24 protein-coding genes are annotated in these 21,324 nt (G+C 44.2%); 8 read left to right on the plus strand and 16 right to left on the minus strand.

Features of this window, described 5'->3' with window-relative positions; translation table 11 throughout:
• Window positions 1–147 precede the first annotated feature (147 nt).
• Window positions 148–810, plus strand: coding sequence for a CatA-like O-acetyltransferase (locus tag VPNCDNU1_RS01305; RefSeq protein ID WP_104398676.1), 663 nt, complete (start codon window positions 148–150; stop codon window positions 808–810).
• 70 nt (window positions 811–880) lie between these two features.
• On the opposite strand, the gene VPNCDNU1_RS01310 is transcribed toward VPNCDNU1_RS01305, so the two are convergent.
• The 3 genes from VPNCDNU1_RS01310 to VPNCDNU1_RS01320 form a co-directional block, all read right to left on the minus strand.
• The gene (locus tag VPNCDNU1_RS01310) at window positions 881–1,201 is read right to left on the minus strand and encodes a haloacid dehalogenase-like hydrolase (RefSeq protein ID WP_104398677.1); all 321 of its coding nucleotides are present in this window, start codon (window positions 1,199–1,201) and stop codon (window positions 881–883) included.
• 365 nt (window positions 1,202–1,566) lie between these two features.
• Entirely contained in the window at window positions 1,567–2,250 is a 684-nt protein-coding gene (locus VPNCDNU1_RS01315) for a hypothetical protein (protein ID WP_104398678.1), read from the minus strand.
• 160 nt (window positions 2,251–2,410) lie between these two features.
• Window positions 2,411–2,983 (minus strand): MarR family winged helix-turn-helix transcriptional regulator, encoded by a 573-nt coding sequence (locus tag VPNCDNU1_RS01320; protein ID WP_104398679.1) that lies wholly within the window; start codon window positions 2,981–2,983, stop codon window positions 2,411–2,413.
• A gap of 146 nt (window positions 2,984–3,129) precedes the next feature.
• On the opposite strand from VPNCDNU1_RS01320, the gene VPNCDNU1_RS01325 reads away from it, so the two are divergent.
• Entirely contained in the window at window positions 3,130–3,897 is a 768-nt protein-coding gene (locus VPNCDNU1_RS01325; protein ID WP_104398680.1) for a hypothetical protein, read from the plus strand.
• An 18-nt stretch (window positions 3,898–3,915) separates the two neighbouring features.
• Entirely contained in the window at window positions 3,916–4,461 is a 546-nt protein-coding gene (locus VPNCDNU1_RS01330; protein WP_104398681.1) for a redoxin domain-containing protein, read from the plus strand.
• Window positions 4,462–4,561: 100 nt separating this feature from the next.
• Here the strand turns inward: VPNCDNU1_RS01330 and VPNCDNU1_RS01335 are convergent, their stop codons facing one another.
• The 6 genes from VPNCDNU1_RS01335 to VPNCDNU1_RS01360 all read right to left on the minus strand — a co-directional run bounded on the left by VPNCDNU1_RS01335 (window position 4,562) and on the right by VPNCDNU1_RS01360 (window position 8,382).
• Entirely contained in the window at window positions 4,562–5,125 is a 564-nt protein-coding gene (locus tag VPNCDNU1_RS01335; protein WP_104398682.1) for a GNAT family N-acetyltransferase, read from the minus strand.
• 41 nt (window positions 5,126–5,166) lie between these two features.
• Window positions 5,167–5,451 carry a hypothetical protein gene (locus tag VPNCDNU1_RS01340; RefSeq protein ID WP_104398683.1) on the minus strand — a complete coding sequence of 95 codons (285 nt, stop codon included), beginning with the start codon at window positions 5,449–5,451 and terminating at the stop codon, window positions 5,167–5,169.
• Window positions 5,452–5,465: 14 nt separating this feature from the next.
• Window positions 5,466–6,476 carry a hypothetical protein gene (locus VPNCDNU1_RS01345; RefSeq protein WP_104398684.1) on the minus strand — a complete coding sequence of 337 codons (1,011 nt, stop codon included), beginning with the start codon at window positions 6,474–6,476 and terminating at the stop codon, window positions 5,466–5,468.
• A 135-nt stretch (window positions 6,477–6,611) separates the two neighbouring features.
• Window positions 6,612–7,304 carry an alpha/beta fold hydrolase gene (locus VPNCDNU1_RS01350; protein ID WP_104398685.1) on the minus strand — a complete coding sequence of 231 codons (693 nt, stop codon included), beginning with the start codon at window positions 7,302–7,304 and terminating at the stop codon, window positions 6,612–6,614.
• 59 nt (window positions 7,305–7,363) lie between these two features.
• A complete protein-coding gene (locus tag VPNCDNU1_RS01355; RefSeq protein ID WP_104398686.1) occupies window positions 7,364–7,807 on the minus strand; it encodes a GNAT family N-acetyltransferase in 444 nt (147 codons plus the stop codon).
• Window positions 7,808–7,893: 86 nt separating this feature from the next.
• Complete coding sequence (locus VPNCDNU1_RS01360; RefSeq protein WP_237324051.1) at window positions 7,894–8,382, minus strand: RDD family protein; 489 nt, start codon at window positions 8,380–8,382, stop codon at window positions 7,894–7,896.
• A 179-nt stretch (window positions 8,383–8,561) separates the two neighbouring features.
• On the opposite strand from VPNCDNU1_RS01360, the gene VPNCDNU1_RS01365 reads away from it, so the two are divergent.
• From VPNCDNU1_RS01365 to VPNCDNU1_RS01375, 3 genes are all read left to right on the plus strand, one after another.
• Window positions 8,562–9,164 (plus strand): LysE family translocator, encoded by a 603-nt coding sequence (locus VPNCDNU1_RS01365; RefSeq protein ID WP_104398687.1) that lies wholly within the window; start codon window positions 8,562–8,564, stop codon window positions 9,162–9,164.
• 3 nt (window positions 9,165–9,167) lie between these two features.
• Complete coding sequence (locus VPNCDNU1_RS01370; RefSeq protein ID WP_104398688.1) at window positions 9,168–9,989, plus strand: helix-turn-helix domain-containing protein; 822 nt, start codon at window positions 9,168–9,170, stop codon at window positions 9,987–9,989.
• Window positions 9,990–10,084: 95 nt separating this feature from the next.
• Entirely contained in the window at window positions 10,085–10,468 is a 384-nt protein-coding gene (locus tag VPNCDNU1_RS01375) for a hypothetical protein (protein ID WP_104398689.1), read from the plus strand.
• Between the two features lie 60 nt (window positions 10,469–10,528).
• Here VPNCDNU1_RS01375 and VPNCDNU1_RS01380 read toward each other — a convergent pair whose 3' ends face one another.
• The 4 genes from VPNCDNU1_RS01380 to VPNCDNU1_RS01395 form a co-directional block, all read right to left on the minus strand.
• Window positions 10,529–11,095 carry an SOS response-associated peptidase gene (locus VPNCDNU1_RS01380; RefSeq protein WP_237324055.1) on the minus strand — a complete coding sequence of 189 codons (567 nt, stop codon included), beginning with the start codon at window positions 11,093–11,095 and terminating at the stop codon, window positions 10,529–10,531.
• A 186-nt stretch (window positions 11,096–11,281) separates the two neighbouring features.
• Complete coding sequence (locus tag VPNCDNU1_RS01385; protein ID WP_104398690.1) at window positions 11,282–11,884, minus strand: TfoX/Sxy family protein; 603 nt, start codon at window positions 11,882–11,884, stop codon at window positions 11,282–11,284.
• Window positions 11,885–11,985: 101 nt separating this feature from the next.
• Window positions 11,986–12,804 (minus strand): TSUP family transporter, encoded by an 819-nt coding sequence (locus VPNCDNU1_RS01390; RefSeq protein ID WP_104398691.1) that lies wholly within the window; start codon window positions 12,802–12,804, stop codon window positions 11,986–11,988.
• Between the two features lie 73 nt (window positions 12,805–12,877).
• Window positions 12,878–13,735, minus strand: a complete 858-nt coding sequence (locus VPNCDNU1_RS01395) for a TauD/TfdA dioxygenase family protein (RefSeq protein ID WP_104398692.1) — start codon at window positions 13,733–13,735, stop codon at window positions 12,878–12,880.
• Window positions 13,736–13,844: 109 nt separating this feature from the next.
• Here VPNCDNU1_RS01395 and VPNCDNU1_RS01400 point away from each other — a divergent pair, with 109 nt between their 5' ends.
• Window positions 13,845–14,762: a LysR family transcriptional regulator gene (locus tag VPNCDNU1_RS01400; protein WP_101111767.1), complete on the plus strand. Its 918-nt coding sequence runs from the start codon at window positions 13,845–13,847 to the stop codon at window positions 14,760–14,762.
• 101 nt (window positions 14,763–14,863) lie between these two features.
• Here the strand turns inward: VPNCDNU1_RS01400 and VPNCDNU1_RS01405 are convergent, their stop codons facing one another.
• Window positions 14,864–16,534, minus strand: a complete 1,671-nt coding sequence (locus tag VPNCDNU1_RS01405; RefSeq protein WP_104398693.1) for an amidohydrolase — start codon at window positions 16,532–16,534, stop codon at window positions 14,864–14,866.
• Window positions 16,535–16,786: 252 nt separating this feature from the next.
• On the opposite strand from VPNCDNU1_RS01405, the gene VPNCDNU1_RS01410 reads away from it, so the two are divergent.
• Window positions 16,787–18,349, plus strand: coding sequence for a methyl-accepting chemotaxis protein (locus VPNCDNU1_RS01410; protein WP_104398694.1), 1,563 nt, complete (start codon window positions 16,787–16,789; stop codon window positions 18,347–18,349).
• A gap of 111 nt (window positions 18,350–18,460) precedes the next feature.
• Here the strand turns inward: VPNCDNU1_RS01410 and nirD are convergent, their stop codons facing one another.
• A complete protein-coding gene (nirD, locus tag VPNCDNU1_RS01415) occupies window positions 18,461–18,829 on the minus strand; it encodes a nitrite reductase small subunit NirD (RefSeq protein ID WP_371410773.1) in 369 nt (122 codons plus the stop codon).
• Entirely contained in the window at window positions 18,826–21,324 is a 2,499-nt protein-coding gene (gene nirB, locus VPNCDNU1_RS01420) for a nitrite reductase large subunit NirB (protein ID WP_104398696.1), read from the minus strand. The genes nirD and nirB overlap by 4 nt, the downstream gene beginning before the upstream one ends.

Consider the following 21,324-nt stretch of genomic DNA (forward strand, 5'->3'; position numbering starts at 1 on the left):
ATATCCTATTCCACTTCTGTGTCAGATTTTGTCAGCAAGTAATCATGTTTAGAGGCACCACGAAGAAAATTTGATTTTCGGGTTTATCTGAAGGTATCGTCATAAAATGCAATTAAACTCATAAAAAAGTAGCGCTAGGAATCATGTATGACAACGTCAGAAAGAGTTATAGATAAAAATACGTGGGGACGGGCCCCGCATTATGATCATTTCAGCCAAAGGGATTTTCCCTATGTTGGGTTTTGTGCAGAGGTAGAACTTACCAACTCATTTTACTATGCCAAAACGCACTCAATTTCGATCTTCAATTTGGTTTCTTACGCGGTATTGGCAGCGGCTAATGACATTAGGGAGTTCAGATTGAGAGTGCGTGGTGAAGAAATCGTAGAATACGAGTCTTTGCGGTTTGGATTTATCGCAATGACAAAAGAACCGCCGCTTTTTAGCTTTGGGGAGGTCGAAAAAGGCGAATCTTTTAACGAGTTTAATGATTTGATCGAATCCGAGAAATCTCGAATATCACAAGATATTGTGTTGGAAACCAAACTGGAAAGTGATGATGTTATCTACACATCGTGCTTGCCTTGGTTGCGGTTTACCTCCTTTGTTCACCCAGTCAATTTAAATATTCCTTCGAGCATTCCTCTGATTTCATGGGGGAAAATTATCGATAAGGATGGTTACGTCGATATGCCTGTGTCGGTGCAAGCGAACCACGCACTTATGGACGGTTGGCATATTTCCATGTACTACGACAAACTGCAGCAATACCTAGCCGAGCCAGAAAAACTGCTAGAAGAAATGCTTTAATCCTTTAGGTTACATCTAAAAATGGGAGCCTAGCGCTCCCATATGTATACCCAAAACAAAACTTACTCGTTCACGATTTCCCACTGGTACCATTTTTCGTCTGCAAGCGCGAGCATTGGCACCAAATCTTTAAGTACACATCGAGCGATGCCGAAACCATGACTATTTTGTCTCCTTGCGCTTGGTGCCAACGGAGTTTTTCTGCTGCTTCCGGTCGGATAATCGTGGTTAGGTATTCGTTCGCATACTGGTTGGCGATTAGCGTGACATCCTTTTCTTTTCGATGCCAAAAAGCCACCTTAGACAAAATAGGGCGCGTTTTAGAGGCTTGCAGCCATCCAAGCTTATAAAGAAAAATGATCGGCCATACCAGCAGTAAGCCGATCCCCATTCTGACCTTGGGCGTAGAATAAAAAATAAACTTAGTATACTCAAGCTACCTCAAGGTGCAGGATTCAGAGCTCTATCTTCTGTTTCAATTCAAGCCTCTCTATTTCAAAATCAGGAACGCAGTGGAATGACGAGTCCTTTCCAAGTTCTTTAACGATGAAATGGGACAGAAGATAAGCTCCCAAGGGCGAGTTTGCTTGGTTTTCATGCTGTGTTACCGATTCTTGATTTAGAACCACTAGATCTTCAAATCGCTGCCTTACCTGAAAATCAAGCAATTCTCGCTGAACCTAGCATCTTGAGGTAGCTTGAGTATATAGGTGTCTTCGCTGGTGATGGTGCCATCAAAATCAAACAGTGCTAGATTCATTCGCCGTTGTCCGGTTTAAGTCGCATTTCACAAGGCAGTGGCTCCACAGTGGAGAGATAGGTCATCAAGGTTGCAGCGATCATTTTTGTCTCTTTCGTGGCTGTCTCTTCTAGCCAAATGTAGTCTGCGTTGTTCAAACCGCCAGTCCAATGCCCTAAGGTGTATTCCGAGAATATTTTACTGTTCAATGATATCGCGCCTGATGAAATGCTAAATGTATTTCCAGAATCATCTGTCAGCTTCATGGCATTCAACATCCATTGTTTATTATTGAATGTTAATACGCCGATATTGGGATCGTGAGTGACCTTGATGCTTTGATATTCAGGTTTTTCATCGTAGGGCGGACGATACCCCTTCACAATACAGTATTGCTTGTACTCCAATGATGCCGATGTATTGTTTGGACCAAATTGCTTAATGCTGACCGTGCGAGAATCATCTTCTTCCAAATACGGGCCGCTAAAATACACGTCTCTCTGGCCCGTAATTTTGCCTTTACTGACGTCACTGGAGTATTCACCAAAATGAATGTTCTTTCCTGGCATCCACCCTTCTCGCCCCTTCACTTCAAAGCGTTGGCTGTTTTTCAGAAAGGTGGGCTCAGCCTCTGTTGGCGTCATAAATACACAGCCTGAAAGCAAACCTGCCGCTGCCAAAACAATGAAAAACTTTTGCACTATGTCACCTCGCCTAAATTTATACCCAAGTCACTTCTACCGATAGTGAATTCAAATGAAACATATCACATATTTAAATCCAAACGTCCTCAAGATGTAGAGTTCATTTGACTAAGTGCGACGAGCGTCGTGAACGCCATATTTTCAGGTGAAATCAGGTTTAAGCACAGTGCTCAATGCAGATCAAATTAATGTCCACTTTGCTTAATGGAGCCTGGGTAAGTCCACAGAGATGAGAGCCATCAGAAAGGGGGTGGTTATGGGTACAGCTAGCGCAAACGCCAAATGTGCGAAAGTGGTTCTGCTTTTGAATCGACGACAGGAGCAATTGCAGTTGCTCCTGTAAGAGGTCTGGGCGCAAATCTGAAACCGAATCGCCATCGGTCGCCAATGCACGCGTTAGGGCTTGGGAAGGAAAACAACCATCAACCAGATCTCGCCCTTTTTGGGATACCACTAAATGCGTAACTCTTTTGTCATCTGCGTCGGCCAGTTTCTCTATATAACCTTTGTTTTCCAATACTTTAAGGCTTTGAGATACGGTTCCTTTCGTCAAGCCTAAATACTCCGTCACCGCTTTGGGTGTATCGGAAAATCGATTACAAATAGTCAAATAGTGGAGCGCATCTAGCTGGACGGGCTGCAACCCATGCTCGGTTAAACCAGCACGGGTTTCATTTCTAACGAGGTTGCCGATTCGATCAAGCAACTGATGAACAAGATAAGTATTCATACCTAAATAGTATCGACTCAAAACCTTATTGACAAGTTTATTTATTTACTGTTAGATCTATTGGTATCGAGTCGATACCAATATAAAACCTAATAATCTATAACCCAAAAAACCTACGCCAAAGGTAGCTACACAAAGGAAACGTTATGAGCAAATTAAACTTAGCTAAAAAGACATCATCGCTATTGGTTGCATCCGCATTACTGGTCACCTCCGCCCATACGATTGCCCATTCAAAACATACGGGTGGGATCCAATCGGGTACCAGTGATTCCGTACTCTCTGCATTTGACATTATTCACACCAAAATCACGACCGAGGGCAACACGGCAACATTTCATATTGCCGTATCCGACAAAGCGGGGAGCGTTAAACCAACCCCAACAGGAAAGCTAGCAGGGAGCGACGTTTTTTCTTACGTTTGGCCGACCACCATGAACAGTGGGCAAATCGGGTTTGAAGATGATGCAGGAATTTTGGCTTTCGCGGTTACATCCCACCCCGATTTTGACGATACCCCGCTTTACGATGAAAACGGCGATGGCGACAAAGCAAACGACGGGGACGTTTGGCACAGTCACTGGGTGGTGTTGCAGCCTAATGAACAATGTGGACCTGGGGCTCTCGGAGTCGTTGATATTCCAGAGGGAAGTAAGCCCAAGGTACCAGACACATGGCCAGGCTTGCCGTTACTGATTGATAGCCCCGATTACACCCCTAACTTTGACGGTAATACGCTGAACGTGCAGGTTCAATTCGATGATATCGATGCCGTCAAATTGGCCAAATTTGATGGGGTTACTTCCGGCTTGCGAGTCAATGCAAGCGCGCATTCACCGCTTCTTTGCATTGTTGATGTGTTTGATGTCGCCTCTGGTGATTTAAGCCTGCCGGGCATCGTTATACCCAAGTAACCTAAATAAGGAAAAACAATGAAATCATTACCACTAGCACCTGAACTGAAAACCGCAGGCTGGCTTAATTCGGATATCCCGATTGAGTTAAGAGATTTACGAGGCAAAGTGGTTGTCCTGCATACATTCCAGATGCTTTGCCCTGGATGTGTCAGCCACGGCTTGCCTCAGGCTTCTAAAATCCATCAGTTTTTTAAAGATGATGATGTACAAGTGATTGGGTTACATACCGTATTTGAGCATCATCAAGGTATGCAGCTAGAGTCGCTAAAAGCTTTTGTCCACGAATATCGGTTAACGTTTCCGATCGGAATTGATGCGCCTTCTGGCGGTGATATCCCGATCACAATGGCAGAGTACGGATTACCCGGCACGCCGACATTGGTGTTGATCGATAAATCGGGTCAGATCCGATTTACGCATCATGGGATCATTGAAGATATGATGGTTGGGAAAATGATTACCTCATTACTGCATGAACAGTATTCAGAAGTTGGTCAATCATTGTCTGGAGATAAAAACAAAGACTTGAACTGCGACGAAGAAAAATGCTCTGCAAACTAGACGATATGATGCCGTAGTCCACATGAGTCATCCGATCCAAACCTTTAGGCGTGGTGCTTCCACTTTCCTTCCACGCCTCTTTTTATGTTGTGTCCTCAGTTCAATCATTTGAAAATGCGTTAGGTATACTCCCCTTGAGGTGTAACCTCATATCTGCGCAATCCTGATACACTTTCCCCATAGCAGGGAACACGATGTGTTCACTCAAAACACCTGATTTAACGAAGCCACATTTTTCTAAGACTCGGATACTCGCAACGTGATTTACATATGGGTGAGTTCGAATCTCGCTAATACCGCTTCCTTTTAGTATTTCGATTCCAACCAAGCATAATTGAGTCGCCAGACCTCTATTTTGATGATCAGGCGAAATACCAAAATGAATTTCAGCATGTGTACCGTTAAAGATAAAGACAAGCATACCTATCACTTCGGACGTTTGATTACATTCCGCAACAGATACTTTAATTTTTGAAGAGGTTTTCAGGTTGGATTGGGACCATTTTTTGATAGCCACTGACGCCTCATCTTCATTAGCAAACGCTTTTCGAGCAAGGTATTGGGTTGTTTCTTCCCTTCCCAAGTAATTTTTAAAAAGAGAAGTCGTATCTGACTCTCGAACAGACCTAACATTGATATCTGAGGCAGCTCTATGAACTTTCAAATCCGGACATTCTCCTCTAGAAGATTAGCCTTACTCTACCTTCAATTGTTTTCGTCTTCTTCTCGTTTTTTCAGCTCGTTTTGGTACCAAGTTTCATTGATAAACCAACTCAGAGCACCGAAAACAAAGCCGCCACCTAAGCCAATGCCAGCCGCTTGCGACAAACTCACTAAGGCCGAAACATCGTGCTTCGATAATGCTGGTATCGAGTACGCTGCCAGTAAGGCAATGAAACCTGAGAAAATGGTCCAATTGAAAATGTATCGGATTTTTCCGGCTTCTCGTTTTTGTTTCCAACGCTTAAATTTGTGCTCCAACGCATTCATCGCAATCTCTCGTTTTATTGATTATTATGAAAACATGATACCGCAAAATTAACTTCTTTGATAAAGCTGCTAGGTTCATTCATCCCTAAATAAACACGCTCGCCCGACTTCAGTTTAAATTCTACGTTAGGAACACCCATTACGTTATAAACCTTCACTTCTTTAGAGCGCTTTACAGCTTGGTTCCATACATTAACCTCACAGATGTCAGCGTATTGAATCGCTCTCGGATGCCATACTCCGTAGCGAATAAAAATCTGATTTTTGCCTAAAGAAATAGGGCGTATAGATAGTGCTTTGTATTCCGCAATGAAAAAGTGCATACCAAGCAATGTCAGTAAGGTCAAAGTATTAGCGGCAAAAGGAGATATCCAGAAGTGCACAAGAACGTGGGTAATCGGGACTTCAAATAAAATGATGAAAATAAACCCAAGAAGGTTACTTTTTGTACCATCTTTCAGGTGCCCATGAAAATGTGAATTACCTTGGAAATCCTCCGTTTTCATTTTGCTAGAGAATAATGCGTATGACCACACGCGAATTTCGAAACATACCCATTTACTGAATATGCCGTGCCCAAATACCCCCTCGACGGAGGTTGATATTGCTTCATCGGGGTCGGAATTCTTCATAAGTAACGATTTGATGGTAAGAATAACCATCAACATTGCGAAAACCTCTACCGCAAGCAGTAACGGAGCAATCAAGTAACGAGCAAATTCAAGGTGCGACCATAAAACTTTTGAGTCTTCGGGAATAATAAAGCTACCCAAAACAACGATTACGCCAACATACACAGCTGCTTTGATTCCCGCTTCTTTTTTATCTTTGATGCACATAAAACAGAGAATCGGCAACACGATAATGCCATCGAGCAACAAAAACCACTCCGGTTTGTTGCCAGCAATATTGAACAACTTATCTATCGATGAGTGGATCGCCGTAGATTGGTAAAACATCGCCCAAAATAGCGAAATAGTAAGAAAGTAGACAAAAGGAATATGATGGCGCTGAAAGGTAGACATATCGATTTACTCCCAAAGCAGCAAGGAAAGGGCAAGCAACTTGCTCGTATTCAACCATCGTGAGCGATAATAGGATATTAAAGATCGATACTCGGTCACCTAAAGCTTTTGGGGTTAGCAGACATCACTTAGTTTTCAGGCTAGGCAACGCTTGATATACGTTGCCAGATCTTTGGGATTTTCTAAAGGCAGCATATGCCCACTTCCTGAGATTCTGGTGACTGAAATACTCGACTCCAGAAACGTCGCTTCGTTATACCAGCTTAAGTCGACCAGTTTGTCTTTCTCGCTGCAAAAAATGAACGTATTGCAGGGCGCACAAGCAAGTTCTTGATACAAATCTTTCCGATGAGTCGTATGGTGGTATTGACTTAAAAAGGTGTCGATACCTGACTCGCGATCCATTTCCTGTATTTGCTCGATAAGCGAATCAGTCCGCTTACTTTCATCCAATAGAGCGGCGACTTTCGTGCGGCTAATACCTGAATACCCTTTTGCTTTAACGTACTGAAGTACATGGTTTCTTTGTTTTACCTCAGCGGATGGCAATTCGGTTAAACCGTTCGATATTACAATAAGGTTGGAAACGCGGTCTGGGTATTGATAGGTGAAATGCCCGGCACTGTAGCCACCCAATGAAAAACCGATGAGGTTAAGTTCGTCGCCTTTTAAGGTTTCACGATAATACTCGGCAATTTCATCGAAGCTTTTGCCATTGGGAATTGGCAAATGAACTAGGTCAAAGTCATCGACTAGGTAGCTCGATAACTCAGACCATAGTTTTTCATTGCACATCGTGCCGGGGATTAGATAGAGAGTTTTACGCATGAACTTAACGTATCAGGTCGCTGAGATAATGTCTCTTAACTTTTTAATATCTCTGAATTTTATACACTCAAAAAGTAACTGTAGTAGGCATTGTCTCGTTCATACCCTAAAGATTCATACAGCTTCTGCGCTGTGAGGTTATCATGTGCGGTTTCAAGGGCGAGACCTTTAGCATTGGTGTTGATTGCTAGCTCTTTCGCAGCATTCATGAGCGCTTTTCCTGCGCCTTGACCTCTCGCATCCCCTGTAACAAACAGATCATTTAAAATCCAAGAGCGCTGCGCAGAAACCGATGAAAAAGTCGGGTAAAGCTGGGTAAAACCGATACCTTCACCTTGCTCATTCAACGCAAGAAAGACCACGGATTCACTGTTTTCGAGCCTCTCTTGGATAAACGTTGTCGCAATACCGATATCACTTTCGTGACCATAGAAGACTCGATATTGGTTAAATAGGTCCGCTACCATAGCGACATTTTCTGCACTTGCTTTAATTATATCCATATAAAAATCCGTTCTTTAATTAAGCCAATTATTCCGACATTGTCGTGTTCAGAGTGTATGCAAACAACTCGTTGATTACAAAAACTTTATTGGTCTAACACTACAATCGTATTCGCTAATTTATCCCCTATTCTTTGCCTGCCCTTACCCAATATAAAGAGAGCATCGATAGTGCCAATAATTGGCGATAAAATATTGCGTAGAAATGCGCGCCACAAAGTACAGCTTTTACCCGTAGATTTGTTGATCGTCGACATACCCAATACCAGTTTCCCGATGCTTTTGCCCCGTGGCAGGGCGTCTGAGAACACAAAATAGGTAGCGGCAGCGGCAATAGAAGTCAGTACTTCAACGTCACTTCCGACCTGTAGGTAATCCATTAAGGCCATTCCTGTGAGAAAAATCGCCCAAGAAATCGCACCATCAATTATTTGCCCAACGTATCGCCTACCGGGACTCGCTAGAATGCGCGTTTCTTCCATATCCTTTCCCCGCTTTCCCTGTCGAATTTGTTCTGGATTGGCATCCGTCATTTCTACAGCCTCTATATCACCGACGGTTGGTTCGATTTTCATTTAACCGTGTCCATATACTCTATTAAAAACAAAACATGAACGAAAAAATCTAGACGTTTCCCTTTCAAAATGAAACTTCTACGCGAAGGTTCTATTAGATGTGCCCCGCAATTTCGTTCAATACTTCATTCATTATTCTCGATACGTTTGTCTTTCCACGCTAATCGAGGAAATACAGAATGGAGTCTTTAATCTTGTCTATGGTTGTCTTTGCGTTTGCTGGCGCGGCGACACCGGGTCCGGTGAATATTATTGCCGCGGCATCTGGCGCTCAATACGGCCTGCGCAAAGCTTCAGTTTATGTTGTTGGCGCATCTGTTTCTTACGCGATTGTTGTATTACTCAGTGGGCTAACGATTGGTTCATTGTTAATCACTCTGCCTGCATTTACTTTCTACCTTAAATTGGTCGGGTCGGCTTTCTTGATCTATTTAGCATATAAAATCGCTACCGCTTCCCCTGAACCACTGAAGGCAACGGATATTGGACAGCATGCGCCGGGGTTTGGTAAGGGTGCATTAACTCAAGTACTGAACCCTAAAGCATGGCTTTACGCCTCGTCTGGCGTGTCTTTGTTTGTTGCAGGTAGCAGTACCGAAGACTTGCATTTACAGCTATTCGTCACTATCTCTTTAGTAGTTTGCCTTTTTGGTGTCGGTATTTGGGCATGTTTTGGGCAAGCAATCGGTCAGTGGCTCAATAGCGCTCAGCGTCAAAGAGTATTCAATTGGACAATGGGTATGCTATTAACGGCAACGGTGATAGGGATGTGGTGGAGTTAAAACATGAAGCAAGATGATTCAGTATTTTTGACCCAATCTCAAAGCCTACCATTTGTCGAAATGCGCACAGCGTCTGATTCATTCGCATGCTATCAAGCTCACTCCCACGATGAGTTTTCTTTTGGTGTAATCGATGGTGGATGCGCAAGCTATCGCAACCTGAATCACACCCATCAGGTGCACCAAGGTCACACCGTTACCATTAACCCTGGAGACATGCATTCTTGCAACCCTGACAAAACGCAGTGGTCTTATCGAATGCTATTTGTCGATACCCAATGGATTGGCAAGCTACAGCAAGAGTGGACCAAAAAAAGCGGTGTGGATTACCAACCTTTCTTCCACCAATACGAACAACGCTCTGATTTGTATTGGCTATTTCATCAACTTTATCAATCCCTTTTGCTAGAGAAAAACGCATTGGTGACGGAAACACTGATGGTTGAATATTTGGCAAGTATCTTTGAGCATCCTGTTAGCCAAAGCCTGAATAAGCCCTTAAAAACAGAATCAAAATTGAATCGAGCAGCAGAGATGCTGAGCGATCAATTGGAAGTCAATGTCGCACTGGATAAGCTTGCAAACGAAGTGGACATGAGCCGCTATCAATTGATTAGAGCATTCAATCGGCGGTATGGCGTTTCTCCTCACGCGTACCAATTGGACCAACGGATCATCAAAGCAAAATCTTTACTTAAACGTGGGGTATCTTTAGCCGATACCGCCTCTGAAACCGGATTTTCTGATCAGGCGCATTTTCAACGTCATTTTAAAAAACGTTTGGCGATCACCCCTAAGCTTTATCAATCCTTTTTCATTACCTAGCTCGCACACCAGAATCATCAGGTTGCATATAAAGAGATTTTCAATATAGAGTCGAGCTTACTATCGATTTTATAGAACTTGAGAAGGAAAAGGTGATGCGAGCACTTCTTTTAAGCCTGATGATGTTTAATGTTCATGTTGTGGCTGACGAGCTGTCTATTCCCAGTGACGTATTGAATTGCGCAGGCAGCGAACCCGACTGGTATCTCGAAGTCACGCCGAAAAAAGCATCGTTCGAATTGCCCTCTACCGACGAATTCTCGGTCAACGTTACACAATCAATAGAGACCGAAAATCACACCAATAAATGGGTCATCACAGCAGAAGACAACCAGTTTCACCAACAGATTGTCATAGCGTTAGCCGAAACTCACACCTGCTCTGATGACATGAGCGATAAAGTATATCAATACGAAACCATACTCCTTGTACACGGTCAGGAAGCCTACAGCGGATGCTGCAATGTGATTAAAGGCTAGTGGGCTACTTAACCTCTTATCCCGAGTTCAGGTTACTTAGCAAAAATTAGCAGGGATTAATCAACACTTTGTGACTTTCAAAAGCAAGTCACCTGAATGTTCAAGTAAATCTAAGACATCATCTGAAGACGCACATAGCCACCGATCAACTTCATTAGGCGGAATGAGAAGCGGCATTCGATGGTGATAAGGTTCATAAGCTTTATCGGGTTTAGTCGTCAAAGTTACTACGCTATTCATAGACTCTAACCCAATCGCTGCCATATATAGTGGTTCATCTTTTGGTGGCTCGAAAAGGTATTTTTGTTTTGAGCCTTCACGTGATACCCATTCATACCAACCACTACACGGTACTACCACGCGTGACGATTCATAAGCACTCCGGAACGTTGGCTTGGAAGCGACCGTTTCTGCTTGTGCATTGATGATGACTTTTTTAGCCCAATGAGGCTTGATGCCCCAGCTAAGGTCGTACTGCTGCAAACCGATTGGGGCTGCGCCTACCGAAGCAAGCGTGTCTGTTGGTCTGACATCTGAGTTGGGTTGTGTCAAAAATCGAATACCAAGCTGCTCACACACTTGCTGAGCAAATGGATCGTCCATAACATTAAGCCGGCCGCACATCATGATTTCCACTGATTCCTACAGATTCAGTATAGCCTGCGGTTTTTACGTCATACCTATTTGTAAAAATAAAAAAAGCAGATCCGAAGATCTGCCAAACGAGTAGATTATTACGTGCTGCCATAGCAATAGGCACAATGACTATCGCTCACTCAGCACTACATCATACGATGCATTGAAAAGTCTCAGTTAAGATGCTTGCTTGCCTACGATCATTTGATAATCGGCATCTAACCTGCGCTTTTCTTCTTCGGGTAGAACGGTCCAATGTTGACCCGTTCTCGCCCCTTCAATTTCGTAAAGCAACTTAGGCGACACATCCAAATCAAGCCCGAGCTTTACGATTTTGCTCACGATATCTGCGGTAGAATCTTGTTGAAGTTCTGTCATAGAGCCAATTCCAATTCTGCGGAACAACTTAAGGTGCAGACGACGAACATTTGGTAACAACCGCAGAGGTTGGTTTGCTCGATGATCACGGTTGGCGGCTTCGATAGACAAATGGACCGCCTCGACGAATGTGAAGTCATCAAGTTCAGAAAATAATGAAAAATAGTGGGCGGCGATTTTAAAATCACCCTTCATTTGTGGCTCTGGTTGGCATTCGCCACAACCCATTTCAACCAATTGGTCTTTGAGTTGGTCTCCTGCCCTTAGAAAAACATGTTCATCACGGGCCACCGCGAAAATGACATCGTTACAAAAAATCCCTGTGCCTCCAAACATTGCACGAGAGCTTACGCGTCCAAATCGCTGCGCGATGAGTATGGTTGAATCAACGTTTACGTTCATACCCTTTCCCCCTTTATTACATCCTTGGCGTTATGCCTCAGGAAACGCCAGCACCCTCATACCGGCTTCACGAATACGTGATGTTTCCCTGCGTTTCAAGCCTATAGCTTGGATATCAGTGCCATCGTTTCAGATACGAACATGTGATGGTCACTGTCGACAATCAATTTGACTGTCATGAGTAATGTAACGGTGATAAAAACTGGACGAACCACTTTATCGCCGTTATGGATTACGATTTTGCTTCCGACGACTGAACCTAAAATTTGTCCAGCGCCCATGACAAGCCCCAGTGTGTAGTCCACGGAACCTAGCCCTATAAAAAACAACAAAGAGACCAAGTTACCCATGAGGTTCAGCGGTTTTGTAGCGATGGTTGCTTGCTTGATCGTGACACCTAAAAGGATCACGAAAGCCACCATCCAGATCGAACCAGTACCTGGACCAAAAAAACCGTTATAAAACCCAATCGCTAATCCACAAATCAACATGAATCGACGATTGGAAATCTTGGCTTCAGACGCTACGTTGTTTTTAATTCTTTTCGATAAAATCGAGTAAAATGTAATGCACACCATCAGAACTGGCAGAAGAAGTTGCAGTACTTCTTTTGAAAACAAACTCACCGAATAAGAGCCTAAAACCGCCCCTATTGCCGTGGTTAAAATGCCAAATCCAAATCCTTTAAGTTTTATCTCTTTATTCAGCCAATAGGTAATTAACGCTGTGGTTTCACCTATCACTGCCTGTAACCTATTTGTTCCTAATACAACCAGTGGTGGTATACCTGCTAGCATCATACTTGGCACTGTTATCAGCCCACCACCACCAGCAATCGCATCCACGATGCCAGCAATCAATGCGGCGCAAAACAGCCAAATTAAAACACTTTCAGATACACTAAAAAGCGACAGCTCCATTTGTCAAAACTCCGTACAGGGCAAAAAAAAGCCGAGCCCTGTACCATTGACCAAGGCTCGGTAAAACATGGATTTAGGACGTTCTGCGATTCACAATTACTCGGTGCATTACACGTAATGAGCCGTAGTAATCGTTTACCGCATGGTGTTGCACCGACCGGTTGTCCCACATAACAACCGTGCCATTTTCCCACTTAATGCGGGTGGTGAACTCGGGTCTTGCAACATATTCGTAGAGGTACTCTAGAATTGGGGTACTTTCTTCTACTGTCATGTTGGCAAATTTGTGTGTGTGCTCCTTATTAACGTATATAGAGGGATTGCCTGTATCTTCGTTAATTTTCGCTGCTGGGTGGGTTGCTTCAAACGATGCGTTCGCTGTTGCAATCTCACTAAAATTGGTTAGATGTGGTGTTTTTTGTTTTGCTGACTGGTGCTTATTCGAAATGTACACAGCATCATTGTTCAACAAAAACTCTTTCATACCACTCGACAATCGGCTGAAAGCCGTTTGACTGTCAGAGAAAACCGTATCGCCGCCCACATCAGGTGTGGCACGAGCTGTTAAAATGGTAAAATCGGGTGGGCTCTCCAAGTAAGTGGAATCCACATGCCACATCCCACTAAAGTTTTCTTGCTGATGAGGTTCTTTTCGTATTTCGACAATGTTTGGGTGCCCCTCAATTCCACTTGAGAATGGGTACTTCTGTACTTCACCTAACTTGTCTGAAAATGCCATCAAATCTTCAGCTGAAATAAATTGATCCCTAAAAACCAATAATTTGTTTTCTAGCATTAGCCTTTTAACAAAGATAAGCCCGTCTTCGTCTAGCTCTGCTAATTTCAGCCCTTCAACTTCTAAGCCCATATGAGGTGCCAATCGCCTGACACGCGTATCTATCTTAAATTGTGGTGTTGCAACCTTGTCCATGATCGTTAAGTCCGTCTTTTTGTTTAATTATGCGACGCCATTATTAGTATCAATTTTCAACATGTAGTTAAATTAATCATATCTAACTCCAATATTAAGGTTGAACTTAATGCTCACTTCACAGGACCTTGAATTTTTCGACACGATCGCCAACAGCCCTTCACTGGCTGCGGCTGCCAGAACGCTCAACGTTACCCCCCCTAGTATTTCGCAAAGGTTGCAGGCATTAGAAAAAAAATTAAATGTAAAATTAGTTGAAAGAAGCGTTCGTTCTACAACCCTTACTGAAGAGGGGGAAAAGCTGGCCAAACGGGGGCGCAAGCTACTTGTAGACATTGAATCATTACAGAATGAAATACTCGCTGATAAACAAGTCATTGAGGGAGAATTGAGGGTGCTATCCCCATTAGGATTTGGCATCGATTACATTGCTCCTCTTGTCACAGAGTTTCAAGAACGATACACAAATATAGATATCGACCTCACTCTTTCAGACATACCGCGCTGGACAGACCGGCAACATCCAGATGTAATGGTTTACATTGGTGAACTTAAGAACTCTTCACTCAAATGCATACATCTTGCAGAAAATCGACGCCTTTTGCTGGCATCTCCTCAATACTTGAGAAATTCGCCACCTTTGCTCTGTCCGCAAGATTTACACAAGCATCAATGTATCGCTTTAAGAGAAAATGATGAAGATGTGACCATGTGGAAATTTGAAGCCACCAGCAATCAGCCTCTCACAGGGGTAAGAATTCATCCCAAGCTATCCAGTAATGTGGGGCAAGTTATTAAAGATTGGGCAGTGGACGGGAAAGGGATCATTCAGCGTTCAGAGTGGGATGTTACCAAAGAACTCAAATCCGGTGAGCTGGTTTCATTGTTACCAGACTTCCCCATTCCAAGAGCCGATGTGGTGGCGCTAGTGTCTGATGACAGGCAACAACGTCCATTGAAAGTGAACTTATTCTTAGACTTTATTAAAGCGCGTCTTTCAAACCGACCTTGGTTTAATAAAGCATAAGTTTAACAAAGCATAAGTTCAACGACGCATTGGTCTAACAAAACTTGAGCTTAATACGTATGAAATAGAGCTACTCACACAAAAGCCACTCTTGCAAATAATCACTCAAGCAAGAAAACGATATGCCCCATAACCATGGTGAGCCAAATAGGCGTGTAAGGGATATCTTCAGGAGACATTTTCGTAATATCATCTCCTAGTATGACTAAATCAGCAGATTTACCTACTTCCAATGTCCCCGTTAAATGCTCTACCCCTAAACTTATCGCTGGGTTTTGAGTGTATGCCTTTATCGCAGCATCAATATCGGGAAGCCCTTGATTGCCCATCTTTAGGCTATTGGCAATACCCGCTAATGGACTGATTGGATGGACATTCCAATCACTGCTTAAGCTAACATTCGCCCCTGAACGATATAGCTTGTTCAAAGGCATCAGATCGTGGGTGCGTTTCATTCCAATAAATGGCTTCGCCCAATCATGGTTTTGCTGTGCAACGTAGTCAGACCCGACCTGCATGTCTGCCGTCACGCCCAACCTTGCAAATCTCGGTATGTCTTTTTTACTTATCATCTCGACATGCGTCAGCGTGTAGGAAGCGGTTTTTGCCTGATTATCTAGGCTTTCAATAGCATCTAGCGATGCTCGCACGGCTTTATCGCCAATCGCGTGGATGTGAGCACCATAACCAATGCCATTTAACAAATGTAGCCACTCTTCCATCTCGCCCGGTGGAATGTAATACAAACCATCTTTACTTTTCGGCATATAAGAAAACAGATACGGCGCCAAGGTTTTCGCCGTGCCATTAATCAATATTCCATCGCTGTACATTTTCACTTGATCAATACGCAACCAGCCTTGATCATCGTTCCGATAAATACGCTCTAAGTATTTCAATTGTTTAAGCATGTCATCTTGAGGATAAATCCATGGTCGGAGAGATACTCTAGCGGTTAGATCGCCATTGATTTCTGCCTGCTGCCAAACTTCTAGCCAGCCTCGCTTCCAATACATCCGGCCATCACCAATGGTGGTAATACCATGCTGCGCAGTCTCGTTTAACCCATTTATCAGCCCTTTATAACTAGCTGCAAAAAGGTTATCAGAGCTGTTCCAAGCAAGCTCCATGATCACGTCTCCAGCGTTATCCAATAAAATACCATTGAGCTTACCCGTGCGTTTATCTTTCAGAATTCGACCACCAGCAGGGTGAGGTGTTTTCGCGGTAAAATTGGCGGCCTTAAGGGCAGCAGAATTGACCCACATGGAGTGCGACGTTTGCTCCATAAGAACCACAGGTTTATCTGGGAACACACTATCAAGCACCTCCAACGGGGTACGCTTGTTTGATTTATGGAGAATATGATCGAGTTGAAAACCGTACCCAATGATCCACTTCTGCTTCTCGCCGTATTCTTTGCAGTAGCGTAAATAGGGGATTTGTTCTTCAAGCAAAACGTCTGGATCCACATAGCAGTCGCCTCCCACTTCGGAAGCCGACTCAAAAACGTGGTTATGATTATCTATAAACCCCGGAAGAACCAACGCACCATTCGCGTTGATGATCTTGGTTTCTACGTCAATGTAGTCTTCCAGCCCGGCTTCATCTCCCAGATAGTCAATTTTCCCTTCTCGAATCGCCATAGCAGAAACACGAAATCCCTTCCCTGTATAAATATTGGCGTTACGGATAACCGAGTCCGCTTTTATAACGGCAAAAGAAGGAAAACAAATAAAAAGTAATAAACACCAAACAGTTAGACGCGTCATTCCACCGCTCCAAGTGAGACCAGAATCTTTATAATAGGTCATTCTAAGATGGTTTCCGCTATGAGAAATAACTAAACGAAATAAGAATCAAATATAAGATTATTTTTTTTAAAGCTCAAAATAAAATCAAGGCGGGGATTTTATGAGCTACTGATCATATAAATTTACATTTGTAGAATTTTATTTTGTATTCCTCACAATTGATGTGATTATATTGGCCCCAACAAATCTCTCAGATGGAATAGAAATCACATGCCTCAAACCCTTTCAAAATCAGCTCAAGAAGTTCTAGTGGGTGAAAATGAACAACTTGTTTCTACAACCGACTTAAAGGGTGTTATCACGTATTGTAATCCTGCCTTTTGTAGAGTCGCTGGTTTTGAAGAGAACGAGCTTTTAGGGCAGAACCACAATCTTGTTCGCCACACCGATATGCCAAAGGCAGCGTTTGCTGATATGTGGTCACACCTTAAGAAGGGGAACGCATGGCGAGGGATTGTGAAAAACCGAACCAAGAATGGTGGTTTTTACTGGGTAGATGCTTATGTGACTCCTATTTACGAACAAGGCAGAATCGCGGGTTATCAATCGGTTCGAGTAAAACCAAAATCCAAATGGGTTGATGTGGCTTCGAAGGCCTACCAAAAGCTGCGTGAAGCTGAAAAGAACGGTCGCAGTTTTGCTTTTGGTTTACCTACTGCATTCAAATACTCCGCACTGGCTGCTGCGTGTGCAATCCCTGTCATTGCGAATATGATGGAGAGCGGTATTTCATGGCAACTAATGATGAGTGCTCTGCCTGCTGCTGTGCTTGCGGTTTTCTTCCGCCAAGAACTCATCGATACACCCGTGTTCCTGAAAAAGCTGCAATCCGAATACGACAGTGTGAGTCGTTTGGTTTACTCGGGTAGTCACATTGCGTCTTCTGCTGATTTCCATATCAAGTTGTTGCAAGCACGTATCCGCACAGTATTAGGGAGAATGACCGATTCAGCAGCGCCTCTTCACCAACTCTCGGACGATTTAAGCAATACCGCAATTCGAGCCATGGGTGCCATTCGACAACAAAACACTGACATCCACCATGTGGCAAGCGCAGTGAACGATATGGCTTCTTCTGCCAATCAAGTATTCGAACATGCATCTCAAACTCAAGTGCTGATCAACGACACTCAATCGCAATGCGACCAAACCCGAGCCAAGATTGATGCCACTGAAAATCAATTGAATCAACTTGCTGCTAACGCAGAAAAAGCGACACAAACCACCTATCAACTTAGCGACCAAGCACAAAAAGTCGGCTCAGTGATGTCTGAGATAAGTGGTATTGCAGAGCAAACGAACCTGTTGGCTCTGAACGCTGCAATAGAAGCGGCGCGGGCAGGAGAACAAGGCCGTGGATTCGCCGTCGTTGCCGATGAAGTTCGTGCGCTTTCATCACGTACTCAAAATGCAACCGAAACCATTCAAGCGAGCTTAGGCCAAATGTTGTCGACCATTTCGACATGGCAAAAAGAAATTGAACGCAGCCGAGATCAGACTGGCGATTGCGTTGTAATTGCGCAAGAAGGTGCGCAAAGCCTCCAGCAAATTGAGCAAATGATGACTGAAATTCATGGTTTGATCGACCAAGTATCCGACTCGGCTAACCAGCAAACTCAACTTTCTAGCCAAGTTAGTGATCGCGTGCATTCTATTGCTCAAACTTCCGAGAACAATTTGGCCGAAACAGATTTGGTCGAGAAAAACAGCCAAGTATTAAAACAAGGTGTCGATAAACTATTCCAATTGGCGAAACAGTTCGAGCAGAAATAAAGATGCTCTCATTCGCTCTCTAACAGGGCACTTTCGCTGACTCAGTAAAAAAAGGGGTGAGGCATTGAATAAATGCCTCACCCCTTTTAATTTTATTGGTAAAGTTAGATCTTAGGGCTGTTTAGATTTGAGCCATACTTCGTCATTTTTTATCTGAACTTGCCACGTTCTTAAACTCTGTTCTGGCATTTCCAAACACGCGCCTGTTTCTAAGCTAAAATGCTGCTTATACATTGGAGAGGCTACGCACAATTCCTCCCCCTGATTTCCAACAATTCCTCGGCTCATTACGTAAGCCCTTGCTATTGGATCCCAATTCCCTATAGCAAAAACACGAGGCGACTTATCCGAGTTACTTGTATCAAAACACGCTTCATCATCAGGCACCAAAAATAACGCGACCTGATGATCGTCAAACACACTGCCGACACCTTGATACGGCAAAAGCTGGTTTATGTTGCAAATCTTCTTCCACATCATTTCACCTCTGAATTTTGCGTCGAAATAGTGCTGGGTATACGTTGACCTCGAACTCTCTGGTAAGGCAGCGGAACACTATCTCCTTCGTGGTTAATGAATGGACGGAATCGGGCGCGTTTTTTATCCGACATCACCGCGGTTTTCCACTCACATTGATAAGAATCCACTACATGTTGCATTTGCGCTTCTAGCTGAGCATTGATCCCAAGCGAATCGTCTATCACGACACTTTTCAGATATTCCAACCCTCCGTCAAGGTTGTCCATCCATACCGATGTTCGCTGAAGCTTGTCTGCCGTTCGAACGTAGAACATCAGCACACGGTCAATCAAGGTGACCAGTTCGTCTTTCGACAAATCAGAAGCCAGCAAGTCCGCATGGCGAGGGCGCATCCCCCCATTGCCACAAACATACAAATTCCAGCCATTTTCAGTGGCGATCACACCTATATCTTTGCTCTGCGCTTCCGCACATTCTCGTGTGCATCCGGACACCGCCATTTTAAGCTTGTGGGGCGAACGTAAACCTTTGTAGCGGTTTTCAAGTTCAATCGCGAAGCCAACAGAATCATCGACCCCGTATCGACACCATGTTGACCCAACACACGACTTCACTGTACGCAGTGACTTGCCATAGGCATGACCAGTCTCAAAGCCCGCTTCGATGAGTTGTTCCCATATTTCAGGTAATTGCTCCATCTTGGCACCAAACAAGTCAACGCGTTGCCCACCAGTAATTTTGGTGTAGAGATCGTACTGCTTTGCAACCTGCCCTAAACGGATAAGCTTGTCTGGCGTGATCTCTCCACCCGGGACGCGAGGCACAACGGAATAGGAACCGTCTTTTTGCAGATTAGCCATAAAGGCGTCGTTCGAATCTTGCAGCGCTTGGTGTTGCGGTTCCAAAATGTGTTCATTCCATAACGATGCAAAAATCGACGCCGCTGTCGGCTTGCATAAATCGCACCCAACACCATTGCCGTATCGGGTGAGTAAGGTTTCAAAATCGTGGATCGCTTCTACTTGACAGATATGAAACAACTCCTGCCTTGAATACGCAAAATGCTCGCAAATGTGGTTGTTTACCTCCATCCCTAATGCAGCCAATTCTGCATCCAGCACGGTTTTTACCATGTTGCTGCACCCGCCACAGCCTGTGCCTGCTTTGGTTTCAGATTTCAAGGCATTAAGATCGTGCGCGCCAGCTTGAATAGCAACCACCAAGTCGCTTTTAGTAACATTGTGGCATGAGCAGATAAGCGTGTTATCGCCGATTTCACCCGACAGCGGTGAGGCATCAAGCAGCAACTGCGCTGGATACTCTGGTAACGGTGATTGATTGAGGTAACACTGGAGCAGAGCATCATAATCGGTATTGTCTCCTACCAATATCGCGCCCAACAATTGCGACCCAGACGCATCGGTGATCAGCTTCTTGTAAATGCCGGTATTCGCATCTTGAAGAATGAGTTCCTGAGCGCCTTCTGTCGTCTTCTGCGCATCGCCAATCGAGGCAACATCCACCCCGAGCAGTTTGAGCTTGGTGCTCATATCCGCGCCAGTAAAAGTGCTGTCTCCACCAGACAATTGCTCGGCTACTGTACGTGCCATTTGGTAGCCAGGAGCAACCAGCCCAAAGATTTTTTGTTGCCATAAAGCACATTCCCCAATGGCGTAGACATTCGGATCACTCGTAATACAGTGGTCATCAATCACAATGCCACCTCGCTCTCCCACCGTAATACCAGCCTGTCTCGCTAGCGCGTCTTGTGGACGGATCCCTGCGGAAAATACGATAACATCAACCTCTAGCGGGTCTTTATCTTTCAACTTCATGCGATGGAATGCGCTTTCTCCATCTATAATTTCTTCTGTCGCAGTACCTGTATGCACCTGCAAACCAATCGACTCTATTTTGCTTTTCAGCATGTTGCCAGCTCCGCTATCAAGCTGAACGGGCATCAATCTTGGTGCAAACTCAATCACGTGGGTGTCCAACCCGAGTAGCCTTAGTGCGTTAGCAGCTTCCAGCCCAAGTAGCCCACCACCGATCACTGCACCGGATTTCGCCCCTTCACAAGCTGCTTGGATTTCAGAGAGATCATCCAGCGTTCGATAGACAAAACAGTTTTTACGATTGTGTCCAGCAATGGGCGGAACAAACGGATAAGACCCCGTTGCAAGAACCAATTTGTCGTACTGTAGAATGACGTTGTCATCGATCACCACCTGCTGATTTTCAGTTTTGACCGATGTAACCTGACGACCAAGAATCAGCTCTACCCCATATTTTTTATACCAGCCCTCACTTCCAAGCTTTAAGTCTTCGTGGGACTTACCAGAAAAGAGGGCAGACAACTGTACTCTGTCGTACGCGATGCAAGTCTCTTCCCCAATTACTGTAATTTGATAGTGTAAATGAGCATGCTTTTCTACCAGTGAAGCCACCAATTGATGCCCCACCATTCCGTTCCCGACAATGACCAAACGTTCCAT

Source organism: Vibrio penaeicida (assembly GCF_002933855.1).
In the GTDB taxonomy this organism is placed as follows: Bacteria; Pseudomonadota; Gammaproteobacteria; order Enterobacterales; family Vibrionaceae; genus Vibrio; species Vibrio penaeicida_A.